The following is a 24,574-nucleotide window of genomic DNA, read 5'->3' on the forward strand; positions in this document are numbered from 1 at the left end:
TAACAGAAGGGAAGTGTTATGGTTGCTTACAATTAATAACTTAGTCAAACATCGCGGAACTGGGGAAATCTTATCAGGTATCAGTTTTAAAGCTAGACCTGGTAGAGTAACTGGTTTTTTAGGTCCAAATGGGGCAGGTAAAAGCTCTACGCTTCGTATCCTGCTTGGGTTAGATCGTGCCACCTCAGGGAGTGCGCTAATCAATGGAAAGCCATTCGCAGAACTACATAATCCTCTAGCAACAGTAGGTGCCGCACTTGATGGATTTGGAGCTCATCGTATGCGAACAGGACGGGCACACTTGCGTTGGATTGCTCGTGCCGCAGGATTGTCTAACTCACGTGTCGAGGAAGTTTTGGAAATAGTAGGTCTTACTAATGCCGCTGGAAAAAGAGTTGGGAAGTATTCTCTTGGTATGGGGAGAAGACTTGGAATTGCAGCTGCGCTGCTTGGTGATCCAAAAATATTGATTTTAGATGAGCCCGTAAACGGGCTCGACCCAGAAGGAATTCGTTGGATTCGGACATTTTTACGTGAACGTGCTAAGTCTGGAAATACGGTGTTATTATCCAGTCATCTAATGGGAGAGCTTGCAGAGACCGTTGATGATGTGGTGATTATTAAGCATGGAACCATCGTTGCAGATGGAACTTTGGAAGAAGTAATAGGTAACTATTCCACGCTGGAGGAAGCCTTTTTTGCCCTGACATCTGAAAATGCAGGTGATGTTGTATGAGGGCATTCAACGCGGAACTATCTAAATTGATCTCCCTGCCAGGCATTTGGCTAGCCTTACTTATTGGAGCATTTGCTCCAGCGGCCATTGCTGCTTTGGACAGCATAGCACAAAAAGAGGAGATTATAGCTGGAATTAGCACACGGCTATCGGAAGTTGGCTATATCGGGTTAGCTCTTGGTGTGCAAGGTGTTATTATTCTTGGTGTGCTTGCTGTCAGCAGTGAGTATTTGACAGAGAGCAGTGAATCAGGTGGAGGACAACAGATTACAACGAGTTTAACAGTTGTTTCATCCCGTCTTCATTTTTTGCTGGCAAAAGCAGGCGCTGTGACTGTGATCAGCATACTGCTTTGTATTGTTGCTATTATGACAACTGTGTCTGTAACGCATCTTATTCTTGGTGAATATGCCCCTGCATTTGAATGGTCCAGACTTATCGGTGCCATTTGTTACTGGACATTCACTGCTCTTTTAGCACTTGGAATTACTTTGCTAACTAAGAATGGCATCATCCCGCTTGCAGTGCTCATAATAAATTCATCCGTTGTATCATTTAGTGTCCTGTTATATAGGGTTACAAAGTTGGCGTTTTACTTACCAGATAGGGCTGGCGCTGAAATGTTTATGTTTACGGACAACACGTCAACAGGCAGTTTATTCGACAGGTTTCACACCCCCTTCACAGGCGGTTTAGTCATGTTTGCCTGGGTAGTCGTTGTTTTCATTGTTGCAGCTATTGTATTCCATAGGAGGGACGTTGCAGCATGAGTGTCTCATCTAGTAGAAAGATAACACAAATCCTTGGTGCTGAACTGGATAAATTAGTTACATTACCATTGATAGGGCTCACTCTTATGGTTACATTCATACTTAATTTAGGTTTAGCCGCAGCTTTTACTTCTGTTGATCTACAAGAGGCAGCAGGAACGCAAAATATACTGAATACAGGACTTTCTTCTATGGGATATCTTCAAGCAGGGTTTATTATTCTTGGTATATTAACTACTTGTTCGGAGTATACAGGGGGACAGATTCGAACTACTTTAACTACGATACCTTGGCGAGGGTTTCAATTATCCACGAAGTATTTGGCCTTGGCCATTATAACCATTCCTGCGGCGTCTATTACTACTGCATCAGGTGTGCTATATACCTTTATCATGATGAAAGACACAGCAGTAGTGATTGAAATAGACGAAATGATAAAATCATTAGCAGGTGCAACAGGCTATCTAACTTTAACCACACTTCTCAGTGCAGCTATAGGTGCTTTATTAAGACGAACTACTCCTGCTTTAGTGGTACTGCTTGGCTATTACTTCATTGTCAGTCCATTGTCGAAAGATTTTCTACACAATACTAAATATTTTTTTCCAGATACAGCAGGTTATTATATGTTTATGCCGCCTTCCTCCGATGAAATAAATGTCCTTACACCAATGGAAGGGACAGGTATTTCCATGTTATGGACACTGGTCTTTATTACAGCAGCCATTGTACTTTACCGTAAACGAGATGCCTAACTCTGAACTAGCTGATATGATCATTTAACTAGATCAATATGCAACAAACATTAATGTTTGAATAAAAGATGTTTTTGAGCAATTCAATGAATAAGTATTTCATCTAAGAACGGACACCAATATGAGTGTCCGTTTATTTTATAAATCAAAAGAATAGTCTGGATTAATGACATAGTCTAGGATTTTAATAATAGAAAATAAATGTACAAATATCGCAAAGAATCATGAGCGAAAGTTCTGCTCACTTTTTTCTGGACTGATCAGTTCAGATATGTTATATTTCAATGACGGGAGGTGTTACTTATCGCTAGGACAAAAGAATTTAACAAAGATCAAGCGCTGCATCAAGCCATGCTATTGTTTTGGAAAAAAGGATACGAAGCGGCTAGCATACCAGATTTACTAGAAGTGATGGGCATTAGCAGATCCAGCCTTTACGATACGTTTTCCGACAAGCAAACCTTGTATACAGATGCCCTTGAGCATTATAAAAAGGGGAATTTCAATAAGCAGGCTATTCTTGAACAGGCATCAAGCGTTAGAGATGGAATTCTTCAATTTTTTGAGTATCACATTGCTTCAGCATACGATACCAGCCTGCCGGGCGGATGTTTTGTTACGAATGTAGCTACAACATTGGAGTCGCCAGATGAAAAAATTAATGAGTTGATAAAGACTAGTTTTTTGGAATTAGAGCAAGCTTTTTGTGACCTTTTAGAAAAGGGCCAGCAACGGGGAGAAATTGATAAAACGACTGATATCAAAGTGTTATCTTATTTATTGCTGAATTTACATCAAAGCATAAATATTATGGCCAAAGCAGATCAGCACCCGGAACGTGCAAAAGAGATGATTAGCTTTGTAATTGCAGGAATCTAATTTTTTTTAATTATTTCGGAACGATCGTTCCGTTATCGTGTTTCCCATATTATGAAGGTGATAATTGAAGAGTATATGTTAGACTATATTTTTTTTGATTATTTCGGAACGATCATTCCGTTATTGAGAAGCCCATCAAAATAAGGAGAGGTGTCTAATGAAAGTATCGTTTATTGGGCTTGGAAATATGGGGCTACCAATGGCCCAAAATCTATTGAAAGCGGGTTATGAATTAGTCATCTTTAATCGGACCCCTGAAAAAGTTGAACCCTTAATGAAACAGGGAGCACGATATGCCAAAACACCGCTAGAGGCAGTGAAAGAAGGCAATCTTGTAATTACCATGCTTTCTGATGATGCTGCTTTGAAGGAGGTCGTCGAGGGACCGAATGGTGTTCTGAATGGATTATCGGAAAATGGAATTCACATCTCTGCCAGTACAATCAGCGTAGATCTGGCTCGAAAATTATCCGTCTCGCATGCGGAGCGAAAGCAACACTTTGTGTCTGCCACGGTGATGGGGCGCCCAGATGCCGCTAAAGAAGCTAAATTGCGTATTATTTTAGCTGGTCCGGAACAAGCAAGACAACGGGTACTTCCCGTTTTAACAGCAATGAGTCAAGAGATAGTAGAGATTGGGGATCACGGCGAAGAAGGGAACGTTGTAAAAATTGGCGTTAACTTTCTAATTGCTTCAATGCTGGAAGCTTTGTCAGAAGTGCAGCTAATGGTAGAAAAGCACGGTATTGATTCGTCCCAATTTATGAATGTTGTAAATGCTCTTTTTCAGTCTCCAATATATCAGAACTATGGAGCGATCATGAGCGAACAGCGCTTTGAACCGGCCGGTTTTAAAATGAAGCTTGGGTTAAAAGATGTTGCATTGGCTATTGAGGCAGCGAAGTCCGTTCAAACTCCTCTACCTTTAGGTCAGCTTATCCACCATCACTTGTCTGAGGGAATTGCCAATGGTTATGGTGAGTTGGATTGGACGGCTTTAATCCGTTGTCTTGAGCATTCTTCTTAAGAAATTGGGTTGTCACCGATGATGTCGGACAAATCGCAAGAGAAAATATAAGGAGAGATTAACTATGGAAATAGGTGTTACTTCGTTCATAGAAACAAAGCCAGATACTGAGACCGGAGTGGTGATGAGTCACGCACAACGATTACGTGAAGTCGTCGAAGAAATCGTCCTTGCGGATCAGGTAGGACTAGATGTGTTTGGCATAGGTGAACATCATCGTGAAGATTATGCAGCTTCATCACCAGCAGTGGTGTTATCTGCTGCGGCCCCCCTAACAAAGCGGATTCGATTGACGAGTGCTGTGACGGTCCTTTCATCAGCTGATCCTGTCCGTGTGTTTCAGGATTTTGCCACGCTGGACGGCTTATCCAATGGACGTGCCGAGATTATAGCGGGCCGGGGTTCCTTTGTTGAATCTTTTCCGCTTTTTGGTTATGACCTGCATGACTATGAGGATTTATTTAATGAAAACATTGAGCTGCTTCTGAAAATACGGGAATCTGAGAAAGTAACATGGAGTGGAGGACATCGATCAGCGATAAATAATCTGGGTGTATACCCGCGCCCTGTTCAGCACTCTTTACCCGTATGGATTGGTAGCGGCGGTACTCAGGAGTCTGCCGTACGTGCAGGACTTCTGGGTCTGCCATTAGTCCTGGCGATTATCGGTGGAAATCCAACCAATTTTGCGCCGCTTGTACAACTGTATAAAAAGGCGGCAGCTCATGCCGGACATGATGTTTCGCGGCTTCAGGTAGGTTCACATTCCATTGGATTTGTTGCAGAAGATACGGAACAGGCGGCAGAACTCTTTTTTCCGTCTACCCAGTACGGTATGAATAAGCTCGGTAAAGAACGGGGGTGGGCGTACTATGATCGTTCCAGCTATGATGCTGCCCGACGCTTTGATGGTGCGCTGTATGTAGGGGATCCGGAAACAGTCGCCCAAAAAATTATCCATCTGCGTAAGCATGTAGGGATTACACGATTCATGATGTATGTTCCCTTAAGTACGATGCCGCATGAGTTGGTTATGCGGGCTATAGAACTGCTCGGTACAGAGGTTGCGCCGCGAGTACGAGAGGAAATTGCCAAGTGGGAAGCTCAAATGGGATAAGGATTATCTATGAATAAAACGTAAACGAACGAATTCATTATTTTATTTGGAGGGATTATCATGAGTAATGAAACACGTATACTACCAGAATTAAGAGAGGTTTATTCACAATTTCCTGGGTTTGAATTGGAGAAGAATTTAGAGTGGAGCAGGAGCTTAGTGTCAGCTGCATCCGTGAAAGGATCAGAGCATGTAAACACAACCAGTCGCAAAATCCCGAGGGATGGAGGCGAGATGCTGGTGAAAATTTATGAACCTGCCGGGCGAACGAATGACTTGTTACCTGCCATGCTATGGATTCACGGGGGCGGATACGTGTTAGGACATCCGGATATGGACGACGAATTATGCGAACGTTTTGTTCAGACAGCTGAATGTATTGTCGTATCGGTTGATTATAGGCTTGCTCCCGAGCATCCTTATCCGGCGGCGATCGAAGATTGTTATGCTGGATTGGTATGGATGACGGAGGAGGCAGCCTTGCTTGGCATTGATGTGAATCGGGTTGCAATTGCCGGTGCTAGCGGTGGTGGCGGACTGACAGCAGCACTCGCGCTGATGGCGCGTGATAAAGGAGGACCCTCTCTTATTTTCCAAATGCCATTATACCCGATGCTTGACAACCGTAACATCACACCGTCCAGTCATGAGATTACAGAAGCAGGCGCAATCTGGAACCGAACAGACAACATAGCAGCTTGGAACATGTACCTGGGCGAGGAGAGCGTTGGCAGAGGAGAATCTACTTATGCAGTACCCTCGAGAGCGGAGAACTTGGCAGGTTTGCCGCCAGCCTATACTTGTATAGGTCAGCTCGATCTATTCCGAGACGAGACAATGGAGTATGTGGCACGACTTGCACAAGCAGGTGTAGATGTTGAATTCCACCTGTATCCCGGTTGTTTTCACCTTTTCGAAATTTTCGCTCCAGAAACAGAAGTGAGTCAGCGCGCTGTTCAGAGCTATATGGATGCGATGGCCCGGGCACTTCACCCTAACTAATTACTGAGACTAAAGTAAACAGCGAATACGCAGAAAAACTTGATTGGTTATTTAAGTAGAGACACGTAATTATTCGGGAAAGATTCATAAAAAAGATGAGGTTGTTGATTTTTAAAAACAGCCTCATCTTTTGTTATATATTATTGATTTTAAAAAAGGCTTAGATTACTATCGTATTGTTCATTGGAAGCTTATTTTTTCAATTTTTATTTAGATGATGCAAAACAGTTTAAATATTGATAGGGTAGGCTTATATATTTGTAGGCTACTTGATCCAAATTATATCTAGTGATAAGGAGAATACAACATGTGGGATAAAATTAAGGGTGGGCTTTACGGCTTATTGATTGGAGATGCTCTTGGTGTCCCCTATGAATTCAGATCAGCGGAGCAGCTCCCACCTCTGAAGCATATTGAGTTTACTCCTCCTGTGGGCTTTCAGCCCACCTACCGAGATGTCCCTGCAGGCACCTGGTCGGATGATGGTGCGCAGGCACTATGTCTGCTGGAGAGTCTGATCGATAAAGGTACACTGGAGCTAACTGATTTTGCAGACAAATTGGTCGATTGGTATCACGAAGGTAGATGGGCAGTAGCCCAACAAGTTTTTGATATTGGGATACAAACCAGTCGTACGCTGACTACTTATTACCATGGAATGTCCCCTTACGAGAGTGGCAATACGGTTCCTGATGGGAAAGGGAATGGAGCGCTGATGCGCGTGCTACCACTTGCCTTGTGGCATAAAGGAACAGACGAGCAGCTCGTTCAAAACGCACATACTCAATGCCTTGTAACTCATGGACATATCTGTAATCAGGTATGTTGTGCCTTGTATGTGTTAATTGCACGTGAACTGTTGCAAAAGCAAGACTTCAATCTGTGCTACCGAACTGCTCTTAGCAAGCTTCGAAAGATCTACCAGCAGATGCCTGAGCATGAACGGGAGCTTGAAGAGAACATTCAGCCTGATAAAGTATTCTATGGCGAAGGATCTGGTTATGTCGTGGATTCCTTGTTCAGTGCATGTATGATCCTCCAAACCTGCACTTCCTACGAAAATGCCGTCAAACGAGCAGTTGCCTTAGGCAACGACACGGATACAACGGCCTGTATCACAGGCGGTCTTGCCGGAATCCGATATGGCTATGAGCATATCCCTCAGCGCTGGATCAACCAGCTGCGAGAGACAGATCTGGTTGATCAACTGCTGCTCCGTCTTCAATCTGCATGAGGAGTACTAAGTTCTATTAGCATTAACTATGAGGAGGAGTGGGAATGAACGCAGCAGTACAGAGGTTTTTAAACGATGTGTGGAGCGAGATGATGACCATATATAACAAAGAGACTATAAGAATAAATGAATTCATAGGCAATCGTCAGCTTCAGGCTGGGATAAAGGATTATCTCCAAGTAGCTTGGCGTGAAGGAAAAATACATATTGATGTTGAAGAACCGCTTGATTGGACGGACAGCTCTTATGAAATCGAAGCAGGTCCTTATATCGCCGAGCTCACGGATGAATTAATTAGATCTGAACTTTACCCGGCATTATGCAAGAGAGTGGAGGAGCTTTTTTTATCAGATAAACTAGGTCCTCGTTTTTTTGATTACCGATTCCAGATCGTACTTTCCTTTGAAATGGAAGACGAAGACTTAACGCTTTGCGTGCATCTGGTAAACGAAGAGAAGCTGAACGAACTCCGCCAATCATTACAGAAGTTTATAACATCCAAAATCATGTCTGATCTTCCGGTATTGCCGAGTGTTGATGACCAGTTTTTCTTTTCTCATCACTTGATGAATCCTGATCTTTTGAAGCAGGAAGAGAATGCGGTTGGCCCATTAATAGAGCGTTTGTCCGACAAGCTCAGAAGTAATAGGGGACGCTTAGACGAATGGACTGGCCAGTATACTTCGGCTATGGATGATTGGATTCAGAATGTTTTTCTTCCTCGCCATTTTGTGCGTACAGGCAGCTTTAGAATGGATTGGATACCTAAAGAGAATATGGCGCTTATGGATCCGAATGCAGATCAACTTTCCTTTTTTGTATATGCCGCTCTGCAAATTGGAAAAACGAAACCGGACATCCGGGAACAATATTTGAAACTTGCTGTCCAGCTTGGTTCAAAACGCGCAGCGGAGTATATTCAGGGGGGAAGCGGGAAATTCACTCCAGTATATAAAGGAACCCGTGTTGAAGTTGATAATAATGATGTAACCCAGAGCATTGAAATCCGGATTTTGACCGAGGAGGAAACAGCTTATGGAGAAGCATTAGATCACATTAACGAATTGCTGCAGCAAGGATTTCCGAAGGAATATTACCTGAAGCTTAAAAGCACACAAAAGAACTATCTTCCTCTAAAAAAAATGGCTAAATCAGGTCTTCATCAGTTTTTTGCTGGTGCACTCGCATATCCGGCTCTATATCCTAAGCTAGCTGCGTATGCGAATATCGCTATGGAGCCCTATGCGTGGTACAAGGACACAAATCCGGGTGAAAAGTCGGTCATGCCTGGTACCTATGCTGTACTCGGATTAGGATTATATAGCAAGGAATATTTTTCACTCATCTCTCGTTATATGGAGATGGTAGATACGGAGCACCAAATGATACAGGATGGTTATGCGGAGGCCTTTATTGATGCGCACGGTGTAGAGGCTGAGCTTATACCAGTCCTAGTAGACATTCTGCTAGCAGGAAATGAGGAAGCAAGATCTGTCAAAAACTTCGTGATCGATCGGGCCGAGCTAGCAGAAGTGCTGCTTCGAGAGGTGTCTCCTAAAGAAATATATGAACGGGAGCAGGTTCTATACCGGATATTCGGAAGTCGAGCAAAGCTGGAAAAAGCCGTGAAGTCAGAGCAGACGGAGCATGAGCTTAGAGTTATTCTATCAGAGCTGCTGACTCTTATAAGTTGCTGATGCTATATAGAGATAAGTGAAGCTAGGATCTGAAATAGATCTTGGCTAAAGGAGGGACACAAATGAGTAACCTAACCTCTCAAAATTGCAATCTAAATATATGGTATTACCTATCAGATGAAGTCTGGGATAAAGTAACTAATATATATGAGAGTATGCCAGGTTGGATAGGATATAAAAATGGAATTCCCTATTGGTTCGGGCAGGAAGATGATGATATTTTTATTGTGGCCTCAGTAGAGCCAAGTGGATTATCATTTTATGCACAGATGAGTAATGGTGATTGGAATTCTTGGATAGAGAGATTTAAATTGGAAGCGACAAAAGTATTAGGATTTGATGTTGGTGAACCCGAAGACGGGTTTATCTGATGTAGTGCACAATTTAATTGTGGAGATGATTTCGTGTTTCAATATAATGTGTGTTTTTTAAAGAGTGACGACCGTATCTTAATGTTGAATCGTGAAAAACCACCAATTATGGGCGTGTGGAACGGTGTTGGCGGTAAAAATGAAGTAGGCGAAAATGCTGATGATGGTGCAAAACGTGAAGTATTAGAAGAAACGGGTATTAAAGTAAGCAAATACTATTCAAAAGGTATCATTACCTGGGATAAAAATGGCGAGGAAAAAGATGGATTGTATCTGTACTTATTCGAAGTAGATAAGAATTTAGGAAATCAGCCCATACAAATAACGAGAGAAGGTATTCTCGATTGGAAACAAATTGATTGGATATTGAACCCAAGTAATTTAGGAATTGCTGAAATGGTAGCTCAATATTTACCTGTTCTCTTAGAAAAAGAGGGTGATTATTTATTTAAGTATAAAGACGGAATAGTAAACCTTATAGAGTGAGAATTATAAAATACATACCTAAAAAAACAGTTCACCTATTGGTACGTTAGTTGAACAAGATTGGAGGAAACCCCTTTTATTAGGGGTTTTCTTTTATTTTCACACAATTAAAGTTAGTTCTGTTGAGAAGCCTTCTGGACTTCCAAACGCATACCTTACTGGCGAGGAGTTCAATTATCCCTAGAGCAAAGGGCTTATGCTTGATCCTATAACGAACCATTACAAATGAATAAGTACCTGTCTGTAGAAATAGGAAGAATTTACTTGCCCTTCACAGGATTTTCTGTTATTTTTGATAGTAACAATATGTTATTAACAAAATGATACTAAGTAAAACTTATGTTTTTCACTCTATGAATGAGTCGAAAAAGCGGAGGGATGCAAGATGAAAAAGGTGGCGGGTAGCTGGAATCTGTTCGAAATTACGTGGTTGGTACTGTTTACCTCAATCGCTGTCGGGTTTACGGTGATAACAAAGGACTCTTTATTCGGATTTACGGTTTTTATTACTGGGGTGTTATGCGTGGTGCTTGCGGCGAAGGGCAACCTGATGAGCTATGTTTTCGGCATGTACAATACAGTCGGTTACGCTTATTTGGCCTATATTAACGGTTTGTTTGGAGAGGTTATGCTCAATCTGTTATTCTTCGTTCCAATGAATGTCATTGGCTTCTACATGTGGAAAAGTAATCGGCAAGAAGACGGTAGGCTGACCATGAGGCAGATGGATCTTAGAAGACTGCTCCTCGTTGGGATGGTCTGTGTAATCGGCTGCTTGCTCCTCGGATTTGGTCTTTCGTTCATTCCGGGACAGAACTCGCCTTACATCGATGCTACTACGACGGTGCTGTCTGTTGGGGCGACCTTCTTAATGGTTAGAAGATTCAAGGAACAATGGCTGGTCTATATCGTGCTAAATCTCTTTACGGTGCTATTGTGGGTGATTCGTATGCTGGAGGGTAGCGGAGAAGGCCTGCTGATGATCGTGATGTGGAGCGCGTATCTGGTCAACGCAGTATACGGGTACTATATTTGGAATAAAGGGGCTAAGGAGGTGGCGGCGTGAAAACGCTTGGACTAACACTGGGGAAGTTTGCCCCGCTGCATAAAGGCCATCAGTTCATGATCGAGACGGCACTACAAGAAGTCGATGAATTGATCTTGGTCATTTACGAAACGACGGTCACCCCGATCCCGCTTCATGTCCGGGCAAATTGGATTCGCAGGCTCTATCCGGAAGTCCGGGTAATCGAGGCTTGGGACGGTCCGGACGGGTATTCGGATGACAGGGAGCATGAGATTCGGGAAGAACAGTATATACTCGGTTTGCTGAACGGAGAGCAAGTAACGCATTTTTACTCGAGCGAGTTCTACGGCAAACATATGAGTCTCTCTTTGGGTGCAATAGACCGGCGGGTGGATGAAGCCCGAGAGCGGGTTCCGATCTCAGCGACGATGGTCCGTTCCAATCCATATAAGTACAGGGAGTTCGTAAGTGATATCGTGTACCGGGATTTGATCACGAAAGTGGTGTTCGTTGGAGCGATGTCGACGGGGAAGTCGACGATCACCGAAGCGCTGGCACGGCGATATTGCACGACGTTCGCGAACGAATACGGACGCGATTATTGGACCGAACATCAGGTGGACCGCCGAATCGGCTTGGAAGCGTTCGATGAAATCGCGGTGGGTCATATCGAGCGCGAAGAACAGGCAATACTTGAGGCGAACCGGGTTCTGTTCGTCGATACCAATGCGATCACGACGTATATGTTCGCCCTGGATTACCACGGCCGGGCCCCAGAGCTGTTAACCCGGATCGCTCTTGAGAACGCGCAACGTTATGATCTGTTCTTCCTATGCGCTGACGATATTCCTTACGACGATACTTGGGACCGCAGTGGGGATCAGAAGCGGCATGTGTTTCATAAACAGATTATCGCGGATTTGAAGGAGCGGCGGATCCCCTATATTACGCTGCGGGGGAGCCTGGAGGAACGTATTCGCAAGGTTGATGAAATGTTGGCAAAGTTCGAGCCCTACGGAAACTATTTCGGAGAGCTGAACGGTTAAATCAAATATAAAGGAGGCGTACCCACTTGGATTTGTTGGATAAGGATGGACTTATGGAACGCGAATTTTTGGAGCAATACAGAGCAGGGGATTACGAGCGGCCTTCAGTGACAACGGATATGGTTATTTTCACTGTGACGGAAGAGGATGCTGACAGTTATCGCAAACTGCCGGAAAAAGAGCTACGCGTCCTCCTTATTCGCCGGGGGGCTCACCCCTTCTTGGGCAAATGGGCTCTGCCTGGCGGTTTTGTCCGGCCGAATGAGACGACTGAGCAGGCAGCAGTAAGGGAACTATGCGAGGAAACCGGTGTGGAAGACATTTATCTGGAACAGCTGTATACGTTCAGTGATATCGGGCGCGACCCACGAACCTGGGTGATCAGCTGCAGCTATATGGCTCTGATCAACAGCGACAAGTTGGAGCTTAAGGCAGGAGATGATGCAGCAGACGCCGCCTGGTTCAAGGTATCCTATCGGCCGCTGCGGGAGCAAAAAGAGCTGATTGAGGACGGATACATCAAGACGCTGGAGTACGAACTCAAACTAAGCAGTGAAGAAGAAGAACTTTCGGCGGTCGTGGCAAGGACTATGACAGCGAAGACTACATCGACTGGCACGGATTATGAGATCGTATCGAATGACGGATTGGCCTTCGACCATGCGAAGATCATAGCATGCGCGATTGATCGGTTGCGGGGAAAAGTGAATTATACCGATATTGCACTGCACTTGATGCCGATGCTTTTTACCTTGACGGAACTGCAGCAGGTGTATGAGGTAATTATGGATAAAGAGCTGTTGAAGGCGGCCTTCCGGCGTAAAGTTGTAGATCTTGTAGTGGAGACCGATCATTATACCGAAAATGCGGGGCATAGGCCATCCCGCTTATATCGGAGAAATTTGGAGGGTTAACGATGATTTACAATATCGATGAGTTAAGAAAAGTATATAACGAAGGAAAAAAGTTCAAATTCGTATTTTTTTGGGGACATACACCGCCTAAGGACGGGAGCGTCGATAAAAGCTGCTTCAGCCAATGGTGGATGTGCCCGTTCACGGTAGAGGGAACGCAGTACTCCTGCGCCGAGCAGTTTATGATGGCCGAAAAGGCAAGGTTGTTCGGCGATGACGAAATGCTGAAGTCCATCCTTAAAGCTAAGCACCCAAAAGAGATGAAGGCTTTTGGACGTGCGGTCCAAAACTTTGACAAAGATATTTGGGATAAGGAATGTTACGGTATCGTCAAAAGAGTCAGCTTGGCCAAATTTTCGCAGAATCCGAAGCTTAACGATTATCTTAACTCGACGAAGAACCGCATCCTTGTGGAGGCTAGCCCGCGGGACCGTATTTGGGGGATCGGCATGGGCCAGTCCAATCCAGATGCGGAGAATCCCGTGAAATGGCGGGGTAGAAATCTGCTGGGGTTCGCACTGACGGAAGCGCGGGACGAGTTGCTGCGGAGTTAGATTTATACAAGATTAAGAAAATAGACATGATGAAATCAATGAAAGGATGAGGGAAGACCGTGAGATATACCGATTATATCCGCCTGAAAACAGGTAGATACCAATCTGTAGGAAAGTTTGGTGACAATATTTATGCATATGAGGTCCTAACGGGGGTAACCGACTCCCCGGAGTACCATCAAATATCTATGGCGGAATTCGATTCGTTTGAAACTTGGAGCCAAGAGTACATTTCCGATCTTAAAAAAATGTATGAAATCATTAACCGCCCCGTTATCTGCAGCGGCTACTTGGGGAGAGCGGAGCTTAATACTTCACTGCTTCGTGATATTTAGCTGTAAACTATATCTTCTGCTGAGATTGAGAAACGATTCTCCGGTCAGAGGACAAGAACATAGTCTCACTGGAATCCGCGCTGGGCGCGGTTTTTTTTATTGGAACAAGTTCTTGTCTTTTGTTCAGGGCAAGAACTTGTGATTGCCGATTCGATGTTCTTCTAAATTTCTCGAAGCGGAAGCCCGCTGAAACGTTCATTTTTACGATATCTGTGTTTAAAGGTGGGGTTGATGCAACGATGACCGTTCATGAAAGCATCCTAGATAAGGATTCTATACATTTATTCGGCCCCTGTCCCCAATGTCACTTAATGATGATATACTTACCTCATGAATTATGATATTGATAATCAATATCAATTGATAGGTGATATATAAAATGGAAAAAGTGAGATGAGGGAGCGCAGATAGATGCAAGACGAAGCAGCAGCAAGCCAGGTATTTACACCGGAGATGATCGATACGATGGCCCATATTTGGACACGTTCGATCATTACATTAATAGACGTGCGTTTTCAGAATGTAGCGTCCCAATACCCGTTGGAGCAGTATAAAATGCCTAGTAGCATGTTTATCTATGCATGTGGAGGAGAAGCACAAATTCAACTGAATGAAACCACATTTGGAATGGAACGCTTTGGTTTAGTTCACGGAGGGAAGGGGAGCCTGCTCAGTATTTCACCTATAGGGGAGAATGTGAAGACCTTTATGGTGTTTTATAAAGCAGAATTACCTCTTTTTTTCAAGAGGCACCTGCAGCAATTACTGGAGGAAGTGAACCCATTTGTTCAACAGTTTGGTTATACACCAAGTAATCCTATCTTGCTACTCGATTGGTTTCAACAGATGATGAATGGCTGGAACCGCGGCAAGGCGATGGATCAGCTGCAGGCCAAAAGTTTTCTATATCAATTGATTCATGGGGTCTACAGAGATTTTGAGAGTGGTGAGATTCGGTATCTCCAGCCAGATCCGGCTTGTTCTGCCAAGATATACCTCGATAAACATTACATGCAGCCGATTATGTTTCAAGAAATTGCCGATATGTTTGGGATCAGTGGCGGGCAATTGACGCGGCTGTTCAAAAAGAAGGAAGGCATGAGCTTACAGGAGTACCTCATTCAGAGAAGGATTGAAGCTGCCTGCCATGACTTGAAGCATACAGAAGCAACCATTAAAGAGATCGCAACAGGATCTGGTTTTGCAGATGAGAAAAATCTGTTTCGGATGTTTAAGAAGTATTACAAGATGACACCAAGTGATTATCGGAAAATAAACGCACTATCCATGCAGGTTGATGGTATTGATAATGATTCTCATTTTCTTTACTATGAGAGGGAACTAGCAGGTCTAGTCCAGTCTTATAGAGAAGGGGAATCAACCATGTTTGGAAAAGTAAGAAGTAAAGAAATGATCTTGGCGGCGGCGATGAGCTTGATGCTGTTATTGTCGGCATGTGCGTCGGGAACGCCATCGAATAACGGGGGAATGGTAAATCCAAACCCTGCACAGACACAACCGGAAGTATCAGAGACGACTGCTTCAGAAGCAGTCTCGCAGACGAGAACGATATCCACAGTAAAGGGTGACGTTAAGGTGCCTAACAACCCTCAGCGTGTTGTAGTCGATTACTTAGTGGGTGATGTGGTAGCCCTGGGTGTAACTCCTCTAGGTGTGGCGAGAGCAGCAAGGGACGGGAAAGAGGCTGTTTTTGCTAACCAGATTACAGACTCCATTAAAATAGCTATGGAGCCGGAAGATGTCATGACTCTTGAGCCTGATCTGATCATTTTAGCATGGGGTGATGAAAATTATGAAGATTTATCCAAAATTGCCCCAACAATTTATGTCCCTTATGGTGATATGACTACAGAAGAGCGTATACATTTTATTGGCGATGTTTTGAACAAGCAGGAAGAGGCTAAGGCTGTTTTGAGTGCTTATGCCGGAAAAATCGAAGAAGCGAAGTTAGCCCTTCAGAATGCAGGTCTTTCAGACGTGACGATTACTATGGGGGAATTCAGTGATAAAAGTAACTACATCGCTGGAGCCAAGCATGCGGTTGGCGAGCTTGTTTATAATGAACTTAAAATGAAAGCACCATCAAAAGTTCAAACTGATATTATTGACGCAGATAAATATTGGGGAGATATCTCTATGGAGGTCTTGGCTGCTTACATAGGGGATTATCTAATCGCTATAGGGGATACGGAAGTTCCTACTGATAATGCGGTCTGGAAATCACTACCTGCTGTGCAACATAACCGGATCATATCGGTGGGTACATCGCTATCTTGGTCCACGGATATAATGACTTCCAGTGCATTAATTGATCATATTGTAAATCATTTGCTGGCAATGGCTAAATAAGGATTTTGACGAGGTTAAAAGAAGTACTTTGCAAATATGACTATCAGTAGGTAAGGAAAGGAAAGCGTAATGAAAAACAAGCCTGAACAAAAACGCCGTGGGGCGGTGAACTTCACCATGTACATGGTGGTAGGGCTTGGATTAACGGTTCTCATGTCGGCGGCGTCGATTAGCTTCGGCGCCGCCGACATGAGGTTAGCGACTGCATGGGAGGCTATTTTCCGATTTGATCCAACGCTCACTGAGCATCAAATTATACAAACCCTACGTCTTCCGCGTACCGTAGCCGATCTGATCGTCGGGTGCAGCCTTGCGGTATGTGGGGCTATTATGCAGGGAACAACGCGCAATCCGCTGGCTGACTCCGGACTGATGGGGATCAGCTCTGGGGCAGCATTCGCGATTGCTCTTTGCCTGGCCTTTCTGCCAGGTTATTCGTATGGGCATATGATGCTGTTTGCTTGTCTGGGGGCAGCGCTCGCGACCGGGATCACTTACTTCATCGCGTCACTGGGCAAGCGCGGGATGACGCCTCAGCGGCTGGTATTAGCAGGACTGTCCATCTCCATGCTATTTGGCGCACTCAGTCAGTATTTAGCGATCAATTATAATCTGGGTCGAGCATTGGCATTCTGGACGGCAGGCAGTACAGCGGGGGTCAAGTGGGGGGAATTGCTGATTATCTCACCGCTATTTATTGGTGGTGTACTGCTGGCGCTGGCGTTATCTCCTTCTGTTACACTGCTCAGTTTGGGGGATGATGTGGCAAGTGGACTCGGTATTCGTAGCGGACTGGTCAAAGGGTTATCGACGATTATCGTGCTCGTGCTGACTGGATTGGCTGTTGTCTTAGTTGGCCCGATCGGTTTTGTTGGCCTGATTACCCCACATATTGTGCGATACATGGTCGGTGTCGACTATCGTTACATTATTCCGGTAGTTGCACTATATGGTGCGTTGCTGACCGTGTCGGCCGATCTGGCTGGACGTTTGATCAATAAGCCGTTCGAAACACCGATTGGCATTATATTTTCTATCATTGGTGTGCCGTACTTTCTCTTCCTGGCTCGCAAGCAAAGGAGGGAATCTGAATGATCAAGCAGCGTTATACGGTGCAAAGGGGCATAATCGTCAATATAGTGCTTATGGTGCTCATCCTTATGTTTGCTGTCATTAGCATGAATTCTGGCAAAATGAATCTTTCACCGCTAGAAGTGCTGAATGTTCTCCTGGGAAACGGTACAGACAAGCAAAATCTGATCGTGTTCGATTTTCGCCTGCCACGAATCACACTGTCCATCTTGGTAGGCCTGGGAATGGGAGCGGCTGGGGTCGTGATGCAGAGTTTGCTGCGTAATGACATGGCTAGTCCGGGGACGCTGGGGATTAGTTCGGGATCGGGTTTGTTTGTCCTGTTCTTCGTAGTATTCATCGCATCGACAGGAAAGGGCTCCTTTATAGCCCTGCCACTACTGGCCTTTGTTGGCGGATTATTGGCGGCGGGATTGATCTTCTTATTATCGTATCGCCGTGGGCGAGATATTTCGCCAATCGGTTTGATCTTAACCGGGGTCGCACTCGGAAGCGGGTATGAAGCGCTGACCACCTTCCTGACTCTCAAGCTGAATGATTCGCAGATGGATTTCATGCTGCACTGGCTGGCGGGAAGCTTGTGGGGCGCTGATTGGCGTTATATTTCCGTACTGGCACCATGGGTCTTGATTTTACTCGGCTATATTTTCTACAAGTCTCGCATACTCAACACCCTCCATCTGGGCAATCAGACGGCAGAAGGGCTGGGTCTTGCCGTGAAGCGGCAGTTTTTGGGGTTGTCGATCGCTGCGGTTGCTTTATCCTCTGGCAGTGTGGCCGTGGGCGGAAGCTTCTTTTTCGTTGGCTTGATCGCTCCGCATATGGCAAGAAAACTAGTCGGGCCCGATCACAAATTGCTCGTTCCCGCTGCCAGCCTGACCGGGGGATTAGTCGTGGTACTTGCTGACACGATTACGCGCACGGTTAGCCTGGGGGGAGATGTGCCGACGGGAATTGTCATTACGGTCATCAGTGTTCCGTACTTTCTTTATTTACTATCGAAGGCCAATTAGGAGGACGTCATGGAAAGTATTACAGCGCAACAAATCGATATTGCCTATAATGACACGCTTATCGTACAAGAACTGGACTTGCAGATTCCGCGTGGACAGATTACCTCGATTATTGGTCCCAATGGATGCGGTAAATCAACCGTACTAAAGGCAGTTGGTCGGCTGCTTAAGACGAATAATGGTACGGTTTATCTGAATGGTTCAGATATCCGCACGCTGTCCACCAAGGAAGTGGCCAAGCAGATGGCGATTCTGCCGCAGACGCCGACCGCACCAAGCGGTTTGACGGTCGGTCAATTAGTCGCCTATGGGCGTTTTCCACATCAACGGGGCTTCGGCAAGCTCTCCAAAGAGGATAAGCAAGTAGTAGCCTGGGCTCTATCGGTTACACAGCTTACAGCGTTTGAGCATCGTGAGGTCGATACGCTATCTGGCGGTCAGCGTCAGCGCGTATGGATTGCGATGGCGCTCGCCCAGCAAACCGATCTGATCCTGCTGGATGAACCCACCACCTATCTGGACCTGGCGCATCAGCTTGAAGTGCTGGAACTGCTCTATGAACTGAATCGCAGTCAACAGGTGACGATTGTGATGGTGTTGCATGACCTGAATCTGGCAGCACGCTTCTCCGACTATATGGTGGCGATTCGTGAGGGCCAGGTGGTGGAGCATGGATCACCAGAGCGTGTAATGACGGTACGGACGCTACGTGAGGTGTTTGCCATTGATGCCGAGATTATGCTGGAACCACGAACAGGGCGACCGGTTTATGTGACGTACGAGCTCTTGCGTGATAGTCGTAGAGAACAAGGAGTAGATCAAGGATTCCCAAAAGCTAAGGAACAGAAAGAGGCGATTGCCACTTGAAAATCGCATAGCGTGTCCTCCTAGGAGCACGGAAATACTGGTGCAGTTAGGCATTGGATTTGCCGGGGTCGTGATAGCCACGATTCAACGCGTATAGCCTTTGCTGTAGCTTCCACAAGCAACTCCATAAAAGGGGGCTATGGCTTTGTTGGGGAGGGGAGAGATAATAATAAATTACAACATATCCTAAATAAAATTCAAAGCCGCAGGTACCTAGCTTGCGGGCTTTTTTTATTATTCGGAACACTAGATTACGTGATTAATTTGAGAAAACCAGTATATATAACTCTAAATGAAGCAAGGAGGACTATTGAAGGTATCAGAGGAATGCGCAACAAGCAGATTGCCCGGAAACTGCAGATGGGGACCGCAACACAGCAGTTGAGAAGATCAGCTGGTTCAGACTCAGGGCGCACAATCACAATAGAATCTAAACGTGGCTGAAAGCTTGGAACAGATGTATCCCGCGGTGAGGACAAATCGGGCTGAACCGTACCATAAATAGGGTGAAAAATTAGTTGTGATTGAAGTTTATATAGAGATAAAATCAACCCCTAAGATGACTCTTAGGTTTTTGTATATGACTTAATACAACAATATTTACAAATTCATGATACGATATTGCTAAATTGGGAAATAGATGCTCCATATGTAAGATAGAATTAATTATTGATAGAACTGTTGAAGATGAATCATAACAAAATGATTGATGATCAACCAAGGATGTTTACTGAAACTATTATGACTCTGTAGAATGGGGGCCACTATATGTCGTTAGCTAATAAAAAAGAAGAGTGTTTACTTATTGAGACATTAAAATCGCATATACCAAATGTAGAGGAATTACTGAATCCAGCACTTGAGGAATCAGAAATAGATCTTTTCGAGAGCATGATGAACTGCAAATTTCCAGAAGATTTCAGAAAGTTATACATGAATTCTAATGGAGAAGGAGAGCAGATTTTTGGTGTTATGGCTGGTCTTGGTTGGATGAACATTGAATCGATAGTAAGCAACTGGAAGTCCCTTTTGGAATCAGCATACGATATTATATCCAGCAAATCAGATGTAATAAAAGATGGGAACTACAGAGAAGGCTGGATTCCTTTTGCTGAAGATGGTGGTGGCTCATTTTTGGCAATAGATTTAGACCCCGGAGAAAAGGGCATTTATGGGCAAATTATTACTATAGATCACAATTCTAATTTTTCCTATGTTATTGCGGAAAGTTTGGGGCATTTCTTTGAATTTATCAATTCGAGCCTCAGAAATAGTAGTATTGGTATTCGTGAAGAAGATGATGTAATCATATTATCTCGTGAAAATGGAAGTTTGTTAGATGATATTTTGGCTTTGACTAATTGGAATATCGAAGAGAAAAGCCTTATCCCTGTAAGCGGATTTTGGGAAGAGTATTTTAAAGACGATGTTGAGAGTGGTTTTGTATCTTCAAAAACATTGAAAAAAAAGAGAATGGTATTTATTAGAGCTGATCAAGCTCAAAAATACGGAGCAATATCTTTGGATATTTTAACCCATATGGTTAATCTTAAAGAACTTATTATACATGCGGATGAAATTACTAATTTTGATGTACTTCAACGGTTGACTTCTTTAGCAGAACTTGTGATAGGATCAGAAGCTTTTAAAGAGTCTGATTTGAAGTACTTGGTTTCTTTAGATGGGTTAAGGAAGCTAACATTAATAGGACTTCCATTAAAAGATATACATAAACTGAAAGATATAAAGAAATTAAAGAGTTTGAGATTATGTAGAATGAACTCAATTGAAATGGAATTAATAGGAACTATAAAAAATTTGAAGGAACTAAGCTTAGAAGAAATGGATGTTGGCGACCTGCTTTATATTTCAAACCTTAGTAAGTTAATAAAACTAGAGCTCAAACAAGTGACAATACCACATTTATCATTCTTAAAAGCTTTAAAGAATCTAACGGTTTTTGAGACAGATAGCTGTGCAATAGATGAATCACATATTGAGGTTATAGGAGAATTGAAGAAATTAAAGCAGTTCACTTATCCGGTTGGAGATTTAACAATACTCAAAAATTGTATGAGTCTAAAGCAGATTGGAGTAGATGCATCAAGACTTAAAGGTTTGGAGGAAATTTCAGACTGTAATATAGTCGATATAACTATATTTCATGCAACATCGAAAGAGAATGCGAAGTCCGTAGTCGCGGAGTTTAGTAAATACTTTAAACTTCAGTCATATGGATGGCAGGTAACATGGAAAGATTAATGAAACTTGCCTACGCTGAGCTTTATCATAATAGGGTGGAATTTTTATAAAAGAAAGGAGTCTAGCCATATTGGTTAGTCTCCTTTCTTTTTGCCGTTAGACCAACTTGACAGAGGTCTATATTTCGCTTTGAAAAATTTTAAGGGCTTTGGAAATCTACAGATACTTCATTTAATAAAAGTCGCGCTGATACCTAATAAAATACCCTCATTAGAAATGATTAGCTCCAGGAGCGGGTCTTTCGCTAATCAAATAGCTAAGTTGTTGATAAATTGTAAACATGAGATTTAAGCCATTGACCTTTCCGCTAACCAAATCAGAGGGGTCTTTCTTGCGAAACAAGAAATAATATACATGGGTCTGTGAAGTTTACAATAGTAATCTAATTATTGAACGTTTAGCATTAAGTAAAATGGAACGACGCATTAGGCGGATAAGGCGTACTACGGGTTGTTTATATTATCCTCGCATAATTTTTTCGATATGGAGAGTTTATGAAAAAGACTATTGTTTGTGTGATAACGATACTTATATTAATCTCAGGATTCGCAACACAAAGTTATGCGTCGTTGTCAGATACGCAATCTGCGGCAATACACGCGTTGCTGGATGATGCCCGTCGTATATCAGGTGTGCCGGGAATGTCAATCTCGATACTTGCTGATGATGAAATGTTCTACTTTTCTTCCGGGTATGCAGACCGTGAAAGTGGGTTGTCTGCAAGTGAAAATACACTATATGAGTTGGCCTCGGTCAGTAAAGCTTTTACCGGCATGGGCATTCTGCTGTTGGAGGAGCAAGGGCTGCTGTCAATGACTGACACTGTCCAAAAATATTTACCTTGGTTTACGTTAAAGTATCAAGGGAAACCTGTTGATATGACAAGCCTTACACTCAATAACTTTCTTCACCATACTAGCGGCCTAACAAATAGTAGGCATTCTCAAAATATTCCACAAGGCAATACACCAGATTTGCTGCAAAAGACTGTGGAAAATCTGGTAGATGCTGGGTTGGTGTTCCCTCCCGGTGAACAGTATAGCTATGGAACCGTTAATTATGACGTATTGGGTTTGGTTATTGAGAATGTGTCGGGACAAAGCTATGAAGACTTTATGAGGGAACAGGTATTTCAGCCGTTAGGTCTTCACCAGACGTATGTTTATAAAGAAGAGGCTCAAGCCACCGGACAGTTGGCACAGGGCTACCGTTCTTCCTTTTTTATGACAACTCCATATAACGCGCCGGATTATTCCGGGAATAAACCCGCAGGCTACATCATTTCTTCTACAAAAGATATGGCGCGTTGGATGGGCATACAGATGGGTATTGTGAAGGACATACCCGAAATATTCCATACGGTTATCGAAAAATCACATCAGGGGGATATGTCTGTTCCGGATGTCAACGAAATGTATTATGCGGCGGGCTGGACGGTAAACGCCAACCAAACGATTATAGAGCACCCCGGGGGAAATCCCAATTTTGGAACCGAAGTGATCATACTGCCAAATGAACGAACAGCCGTCTGCTTGCTGACCAACGGCGCCAATATCAACAGAAGCATGGTACTAAAAATCAAAGATATATTAGACGGCAATCTAACGCAGTCATATGAAATAAGCGGCACACAGCTTTTGGACATCATTTTATCGTCTACCACAATTATTTTTTGCCTATTGGCCGTTCTGTTCTTTCTCTTAGGATTACGCAGAAGAAAAATGAATGGGCGGCAGCCAATGACAAAAAAGCGAATAATCGTAACAGCTATTTTGCTGATTGCTACGATTGCCCTGTGTATAATGTGCTGTGTATTAGATTGGTCAACGATACTTATTTGGCAAACATATAGTGTTCTTACAGCCTTGATTTCGTCAGCATTATTAACAGCAAGCATTACATGGTTTGTATACACTCACCGATATAATAGTCTCATAAGAGGCGGGGCAGAGCGAGGTTTTTTTGATTTATGAATACATGTTCTTGTCGCGATCAAAGGACAAGAACATGCAACCATTTCCAAAAATGGACAAGAACATGTATCTATTTCCGCTAGAAGCAGAGGGGGAAGGTACATAAAAGGATATTTTTGATTTTAGAAATTTATTTTACAACCCGATTGCACCTATTGAACTTCCATATCACTTAGTTAGTATATTTATCAACATTGTCTAATCCCCATCCTTAGCTGGCCCTCGCTCTGCGACCCTTCCTTACGACAAATCCTTTTTATACTGGATGGCCATGTAAATTCCACCAGCTAAAAATGCTAGCGCATATTTGAACAAGAAAAAGATGTTCCACATATACTCTTTAGGAAAAATCATGTCACATAGAATAATTGTCAACAGCATAAAGTAACTGCTTTTCAAAAAGATTTTATTTGTCCGTTCATCGTCTTGCCCAATCTTCTTATAAAATACATAGGTAAAAATCGCACTACCCATGAGCAGTAAAAAACCGACTCCAATGAGAATATTCCAATTTCCCGTAGATTGCTCAGCCCAGGACTTTAAAGGGTGAAAAATTGCGTTATGGATATCAGAAATAGACTTAATTTTCATTTTGATCATTTCCTTTCAAATAAGTAAAAACATCGTTTACATCAACATTAAAAAAATCGGCAATTCGAAAAGCCAATAGAAGAGTTGGAACATAATTCCCTTTTTCCATTACAAAAATGGTTTGTTTGGAAACCCCGACTTTCTCTGCTAATTCTTGCTGAGACATTCTGGCAAGTACACGATATTCATAAACCTTATTGGATATTGAATCACCAAAATCTTTCTTCATGACCATCACCTCTTGAAGCAAATTATAAACTTATTTTTAACAAAAGTAAAGTATACTTATACTAAGTAATATAAAACCTTTATGTTTACTTAGATTGCTTTGATTTACAAGACTAGACTACAAAAAGAACCTGACGAAATTCATGATTCCGCCTGGTTCACATATCGATCTGATATAATTTATGGTTTTTGGTGGTGCATTTTATGATTTTCAGTGGCGCAAATAGA

Annotated in this window: 24 protein-coding genes; 22 read left to right on the top strand and 2 right to left on the bottom strand. The window is 43.3% G+C overall.

Going from position 1 to position 24,574, the window contains the following annotated elements; all coding sequences use genetic code 11:
* Positions 1 to 22: 22 nt before the first annotated feature.
* The 22 genes from MHH86_RS16190 to MHH86_RS16295 all read left to right on the top strand — a co-directional run bounded on the left by MHH86_RS16190 (position 23) and on the right by MHH86_RS16295 (position 23,527).
* Positions 23 to 736, top strand: coding sequence for an ATP-binding cassette domain-containing protein (locus MHH86_RS16190; protein WP_076223719.1), 714 nt, complete (start codon positions 23 to 25; stop codon positions 734 to 736).
* Entirely contained in the window at positions 733 to 1,506 is a 774-nt protein-coding gene (locus MHH86_RS16195; RefSeq protein WP_326047211.1) for an ABC transporter permease, read from the top strand. Before MHH86_RS16190 ends, MHH86_RS16195 begins: the two co-directional genes overlap by 4 nt.
* The gene (locus MHH86_RS16200) at positions 1,503 to 2,261 is read left to right on the top strand and encodes an ABC transporter permease (RefSeq protein WP_076106682.1); all 759 of its coding nucleotides are present in this window, start codon (positions 1,503 to 1,505) and stop codon (positions 2,259 to 2,261) included. The genes MHH86_RS16195 and MHH86_RS16200 overlap by 4 nt, the downstream gene beginning before the upstream one ends.
* A 294-nt stretch (positions 2,262 to 2,555) precedes the next feature.
* The gene (locus MHH86_RS16205; protein ID WP_232061372.1) at positions 2,556 to 3,140 is read left to right on the top strand and encodes a TetR/AcrR family transcriptional regulator; all 585 of its coding nucleotides are present in this window, start codon (positions 2,556 to 2,558) and stop codon (positions 3,138 to 3,140) included.
* Positions 3,141 to 3,297: 157 nt separating this feature from the next.
* Entirely contained in the window at positions 3,298 to 4,167 is an 870-nt protein-coding gene (locus MHH86_RS16210) for an NAD(P)-dependent oxidoreductase (RefSeq protein ID WP_076106684.1), read from the top strand.
* A 64-nt stretch (positions 4,168 to 4,231) separates the two neighbouring features.
* The gene (locus MHH86_RS16215) at positions 4,232 to 5,284 is read left to right on the top strand and encodes an LLM class flavin-dependent oxidoreductase (protein ID WP_036677037.1); all 1,053 of its coding nucleotides are present in this window, start codon (positions 4,232 to 4,234) and stop codon (positions 5,282 to 5,284) included.
* A gap of 60 nt (positions 5,285 to 5,344) precedes the next feature.
* Entirely contained in the window at positions 5,345 to 6,286 is a 942-nt protein-coding gene (locus MHH86_RS16220) for an alpha/beta hydrolase (RefSeq protein ID WP_076223726.1), read from the top strand.
* 307 nt (positions 6,287 to 6,593) lie between these two features.
* Entirely contained in the window at positions 6,594 to 7,520 is a 927-nt protein-coding gene (locus MHH86_RS16225) for an ADP-ribosylglycohydrolase family protein (protein ID WP_036677031.1), read from the top strand.
* A 44-nt stretch (positions 7,521 to 7,564) separates the two neighbouring features.
* On the top strand, positions 7,565 to 9,217 hold the full coding sequence (locus MHH86_RS16230; protein WP_076316456.1) for a DUF6138 family protein: 1,653 nt from the start codon (positions 7,565 to 7,567) through the stop codon (positions 9,215 to 9,217).
* A 62-nt stretch (positions 9,218 to 9,279) separates the two neighbouring features.
* Positions 9,280 to 9,588: a hypothetical protein gene (locus MHH86_RS16235; protein ID WP_036677026.1), complete on the top strand. Its 309-nt coding sequence runs from the start codon at positions 9,280 to 9,282 to the stop codon at positions 9,586 to 9,588.
* A 33-nt stretch (positions 9,589 to 9,621) separates the two neighbouring features.
* Positions 9,622 to 10,074: an 8-oxo-dGTP diphosphatase gene (locus tag MHH86_RS16240; RefSeq protein ID WP_036677025.1), complete on the top strand. Its 453-nt coding sequence runs from the start codon at positions 9,622 to 9,624 to the stop codon at positions 10,072 to 10,074.
* 385 nt (positions 10,075 to 10,459) lie between these two features.
* The gene (gene pnuC, locus MHH86_RS16245) at positions 10,460 to 11,140 is read left to right on the top strand and encodes a nicotinamide riboside transporter PnuC (RefSeq protein WP_076213808.1); all 681 of its coding nucleotides are present in this window, start codon (positions 10,460 to 10,462) and stop codon (positions 11,138 to 11,140) included.
* Positions 11,137 to 12,147 carry an AAA family ATPase gene (locus MHH86_RS16250; protein ID WP_340891058.1) on the top strand — a complete coding sequence of 337 codons (1,011 nt, stop codon included), beginning with the start codon at positions 11,137 to 11,139 and terminating at the stop codon, positions 12,145 to 12,147. The genes pnuC and MHH86_RS16250 overlap by 4 nt, the downstream gene beginning before the upstream one ends.
* Positions 12,148 to 12,173: 26 nt before the next feature.
* A complete protein-coding gene (locus MHH86_RS16255) occupies positions 12,174 to 13,061 on the top strand; it encodes an NUDIX domain-containing protein (RefSeq protein ID WP_340891061.1) in 888 nt (295 codons plus the stop codon).
* A gap of 2 nt (positions 13,062 to 13,063) precedes the next feature.
* The gene (locus MHH86_RS16260; RefSeq protein WP_340891062.1) at positions 13,064 to 13,615 is read left to right on the top strand and encodes an NADAR family protein; all 552 of its coding nucleotides are present in this window, start codon (positions 13,064 to 13,066) and stop codon (positions 13,613 to 13,615) included.
* A gap of 59 nt (positions 13,616 to 13,674) precedes the next feature.
* A complete protein-coding gene (locus MHH86_RS16265) occupies positions 13,675 to 13,950 on the top strand; it encodes a hypothetical protein (RefSeq protein WP_036677015.1) in 276 nt (91 codons plus the stop codon).
* Positions 13,951 to 14,361: 411 nt separating this feature from the next.
* Positions 14,362 to 16,320: an AraC family transcriptional regulator gene (locus MHH86_RS16270; RefSeq protein WP_076316458.1), complete on the top strand. Its 1,959-nt coding sequence runs from the start codon at positions 14,362 to 14,364 to the stop codon at positions 16,318 to 16,320.
* Positions 16,321 to 16,473: 153 nt separating this feature from the next.
* On the top strand, positions 16,474 to 17,415 hold the full coding sequence (locus MHH86_RS16275) for an iron ABC transporter permease (protein ID WP_340940278.1): 942 nt from the start codon (positions 16,474 to 16,476) through the stop codon (positions 17,413 to 17,415).
* Positions 17,412 to 18,425, top strand: coding sequence for an iron ABC transporter permease (locus MHH86_RS16280; RefSeq protein WP_076316460.1), 1,014 nt, complete (start codon positions 17,412 to 17,414; stop codon positions 18,423 to 18,425). The genes MHH86_RS16275 and MHH86_RS16280 overlap by 4 nt, the downstream gene beginning before the upstream one ends.
* 9 nt (positions 18,426 to 18,434) lie before the next feature.
* A complete protein-coding gene (locus MHH86_RS16285; RefSeq protein ID WP_076316461.1) occupies positions 18,435 to 19,292 on the top strand; it encodes an ABC transporter ATP-binding protein in 858 nt (285 codons plus the stop codon).
* Positions 19,293 to 20,060: 768 nt separating this feature from the next.
* Complete coding sequence (locus MHH86_RS16290) at positions 20,061 to 21,554, top strand: SMI1/KNR4 family protein (RefSeq protein ID WP_076316462.1); 1,494 nt, start codon at positions 20,061 to 20,063, stop codon at positions 21,552 to 21,554.
* A gap of 494 nt (positions 21,555 to 22,048) precedes the next feature.
* Positions 22,049 to 23,527: a serine hydrolase domain-containing protein gene (locus tag MHH86_RS16295; RefSeq protein WP_036677005.1), complete on the top strand. Its 1,479-nt coding sequence runs from the start codon at positions 22,049 to 22,051 to the stop codon at positions 23,525 to 23,527.
* A gap of 240 nt (positions 23,528 to 23,767) precedes the next feature.
* On the opposite strand, the gene MHH86_RS16300 is transcribed toward MHH86_RS16295, so the two are convergent.
* A complete protein-coding gene (locus MHH86_RS16300; RefSeq protein ID WP_036677002.1) occupies positions 23,768 to 24,118 on the bottom strand; it encodes a hypothetical protein in 351 nt (116 codons plus the stop codon).
* Entirely contained in the window at positions 24,108 to 24,347 is a 240-nt protein-coding gene (locus tag MHH86_RS16305; protein ID WP_036677000.1) for a helix-turn-helix transcriptional regulator, read from the bottom strand. The genes MHH86_RS16300 and MHH86_RS16305 overlap by 11 nt, the downstream gene beginning before the upstream one ends.
* Positions 24,348 to 24,574 lie beyond the last annotated feature (227 nt).

Origin of the sequence: Paenibacillus sp. FSL F4-0097 (assembly GCF_038593125.1) — a bacterium.
GTDB classification, from domain to species: domain Bacteria; phylum Bacillota; class Bacilli; order Paenibacillales; family Paenibacillaceae; genus Paenibacillus_AQ; species Paenibacillus_AQ odorifer.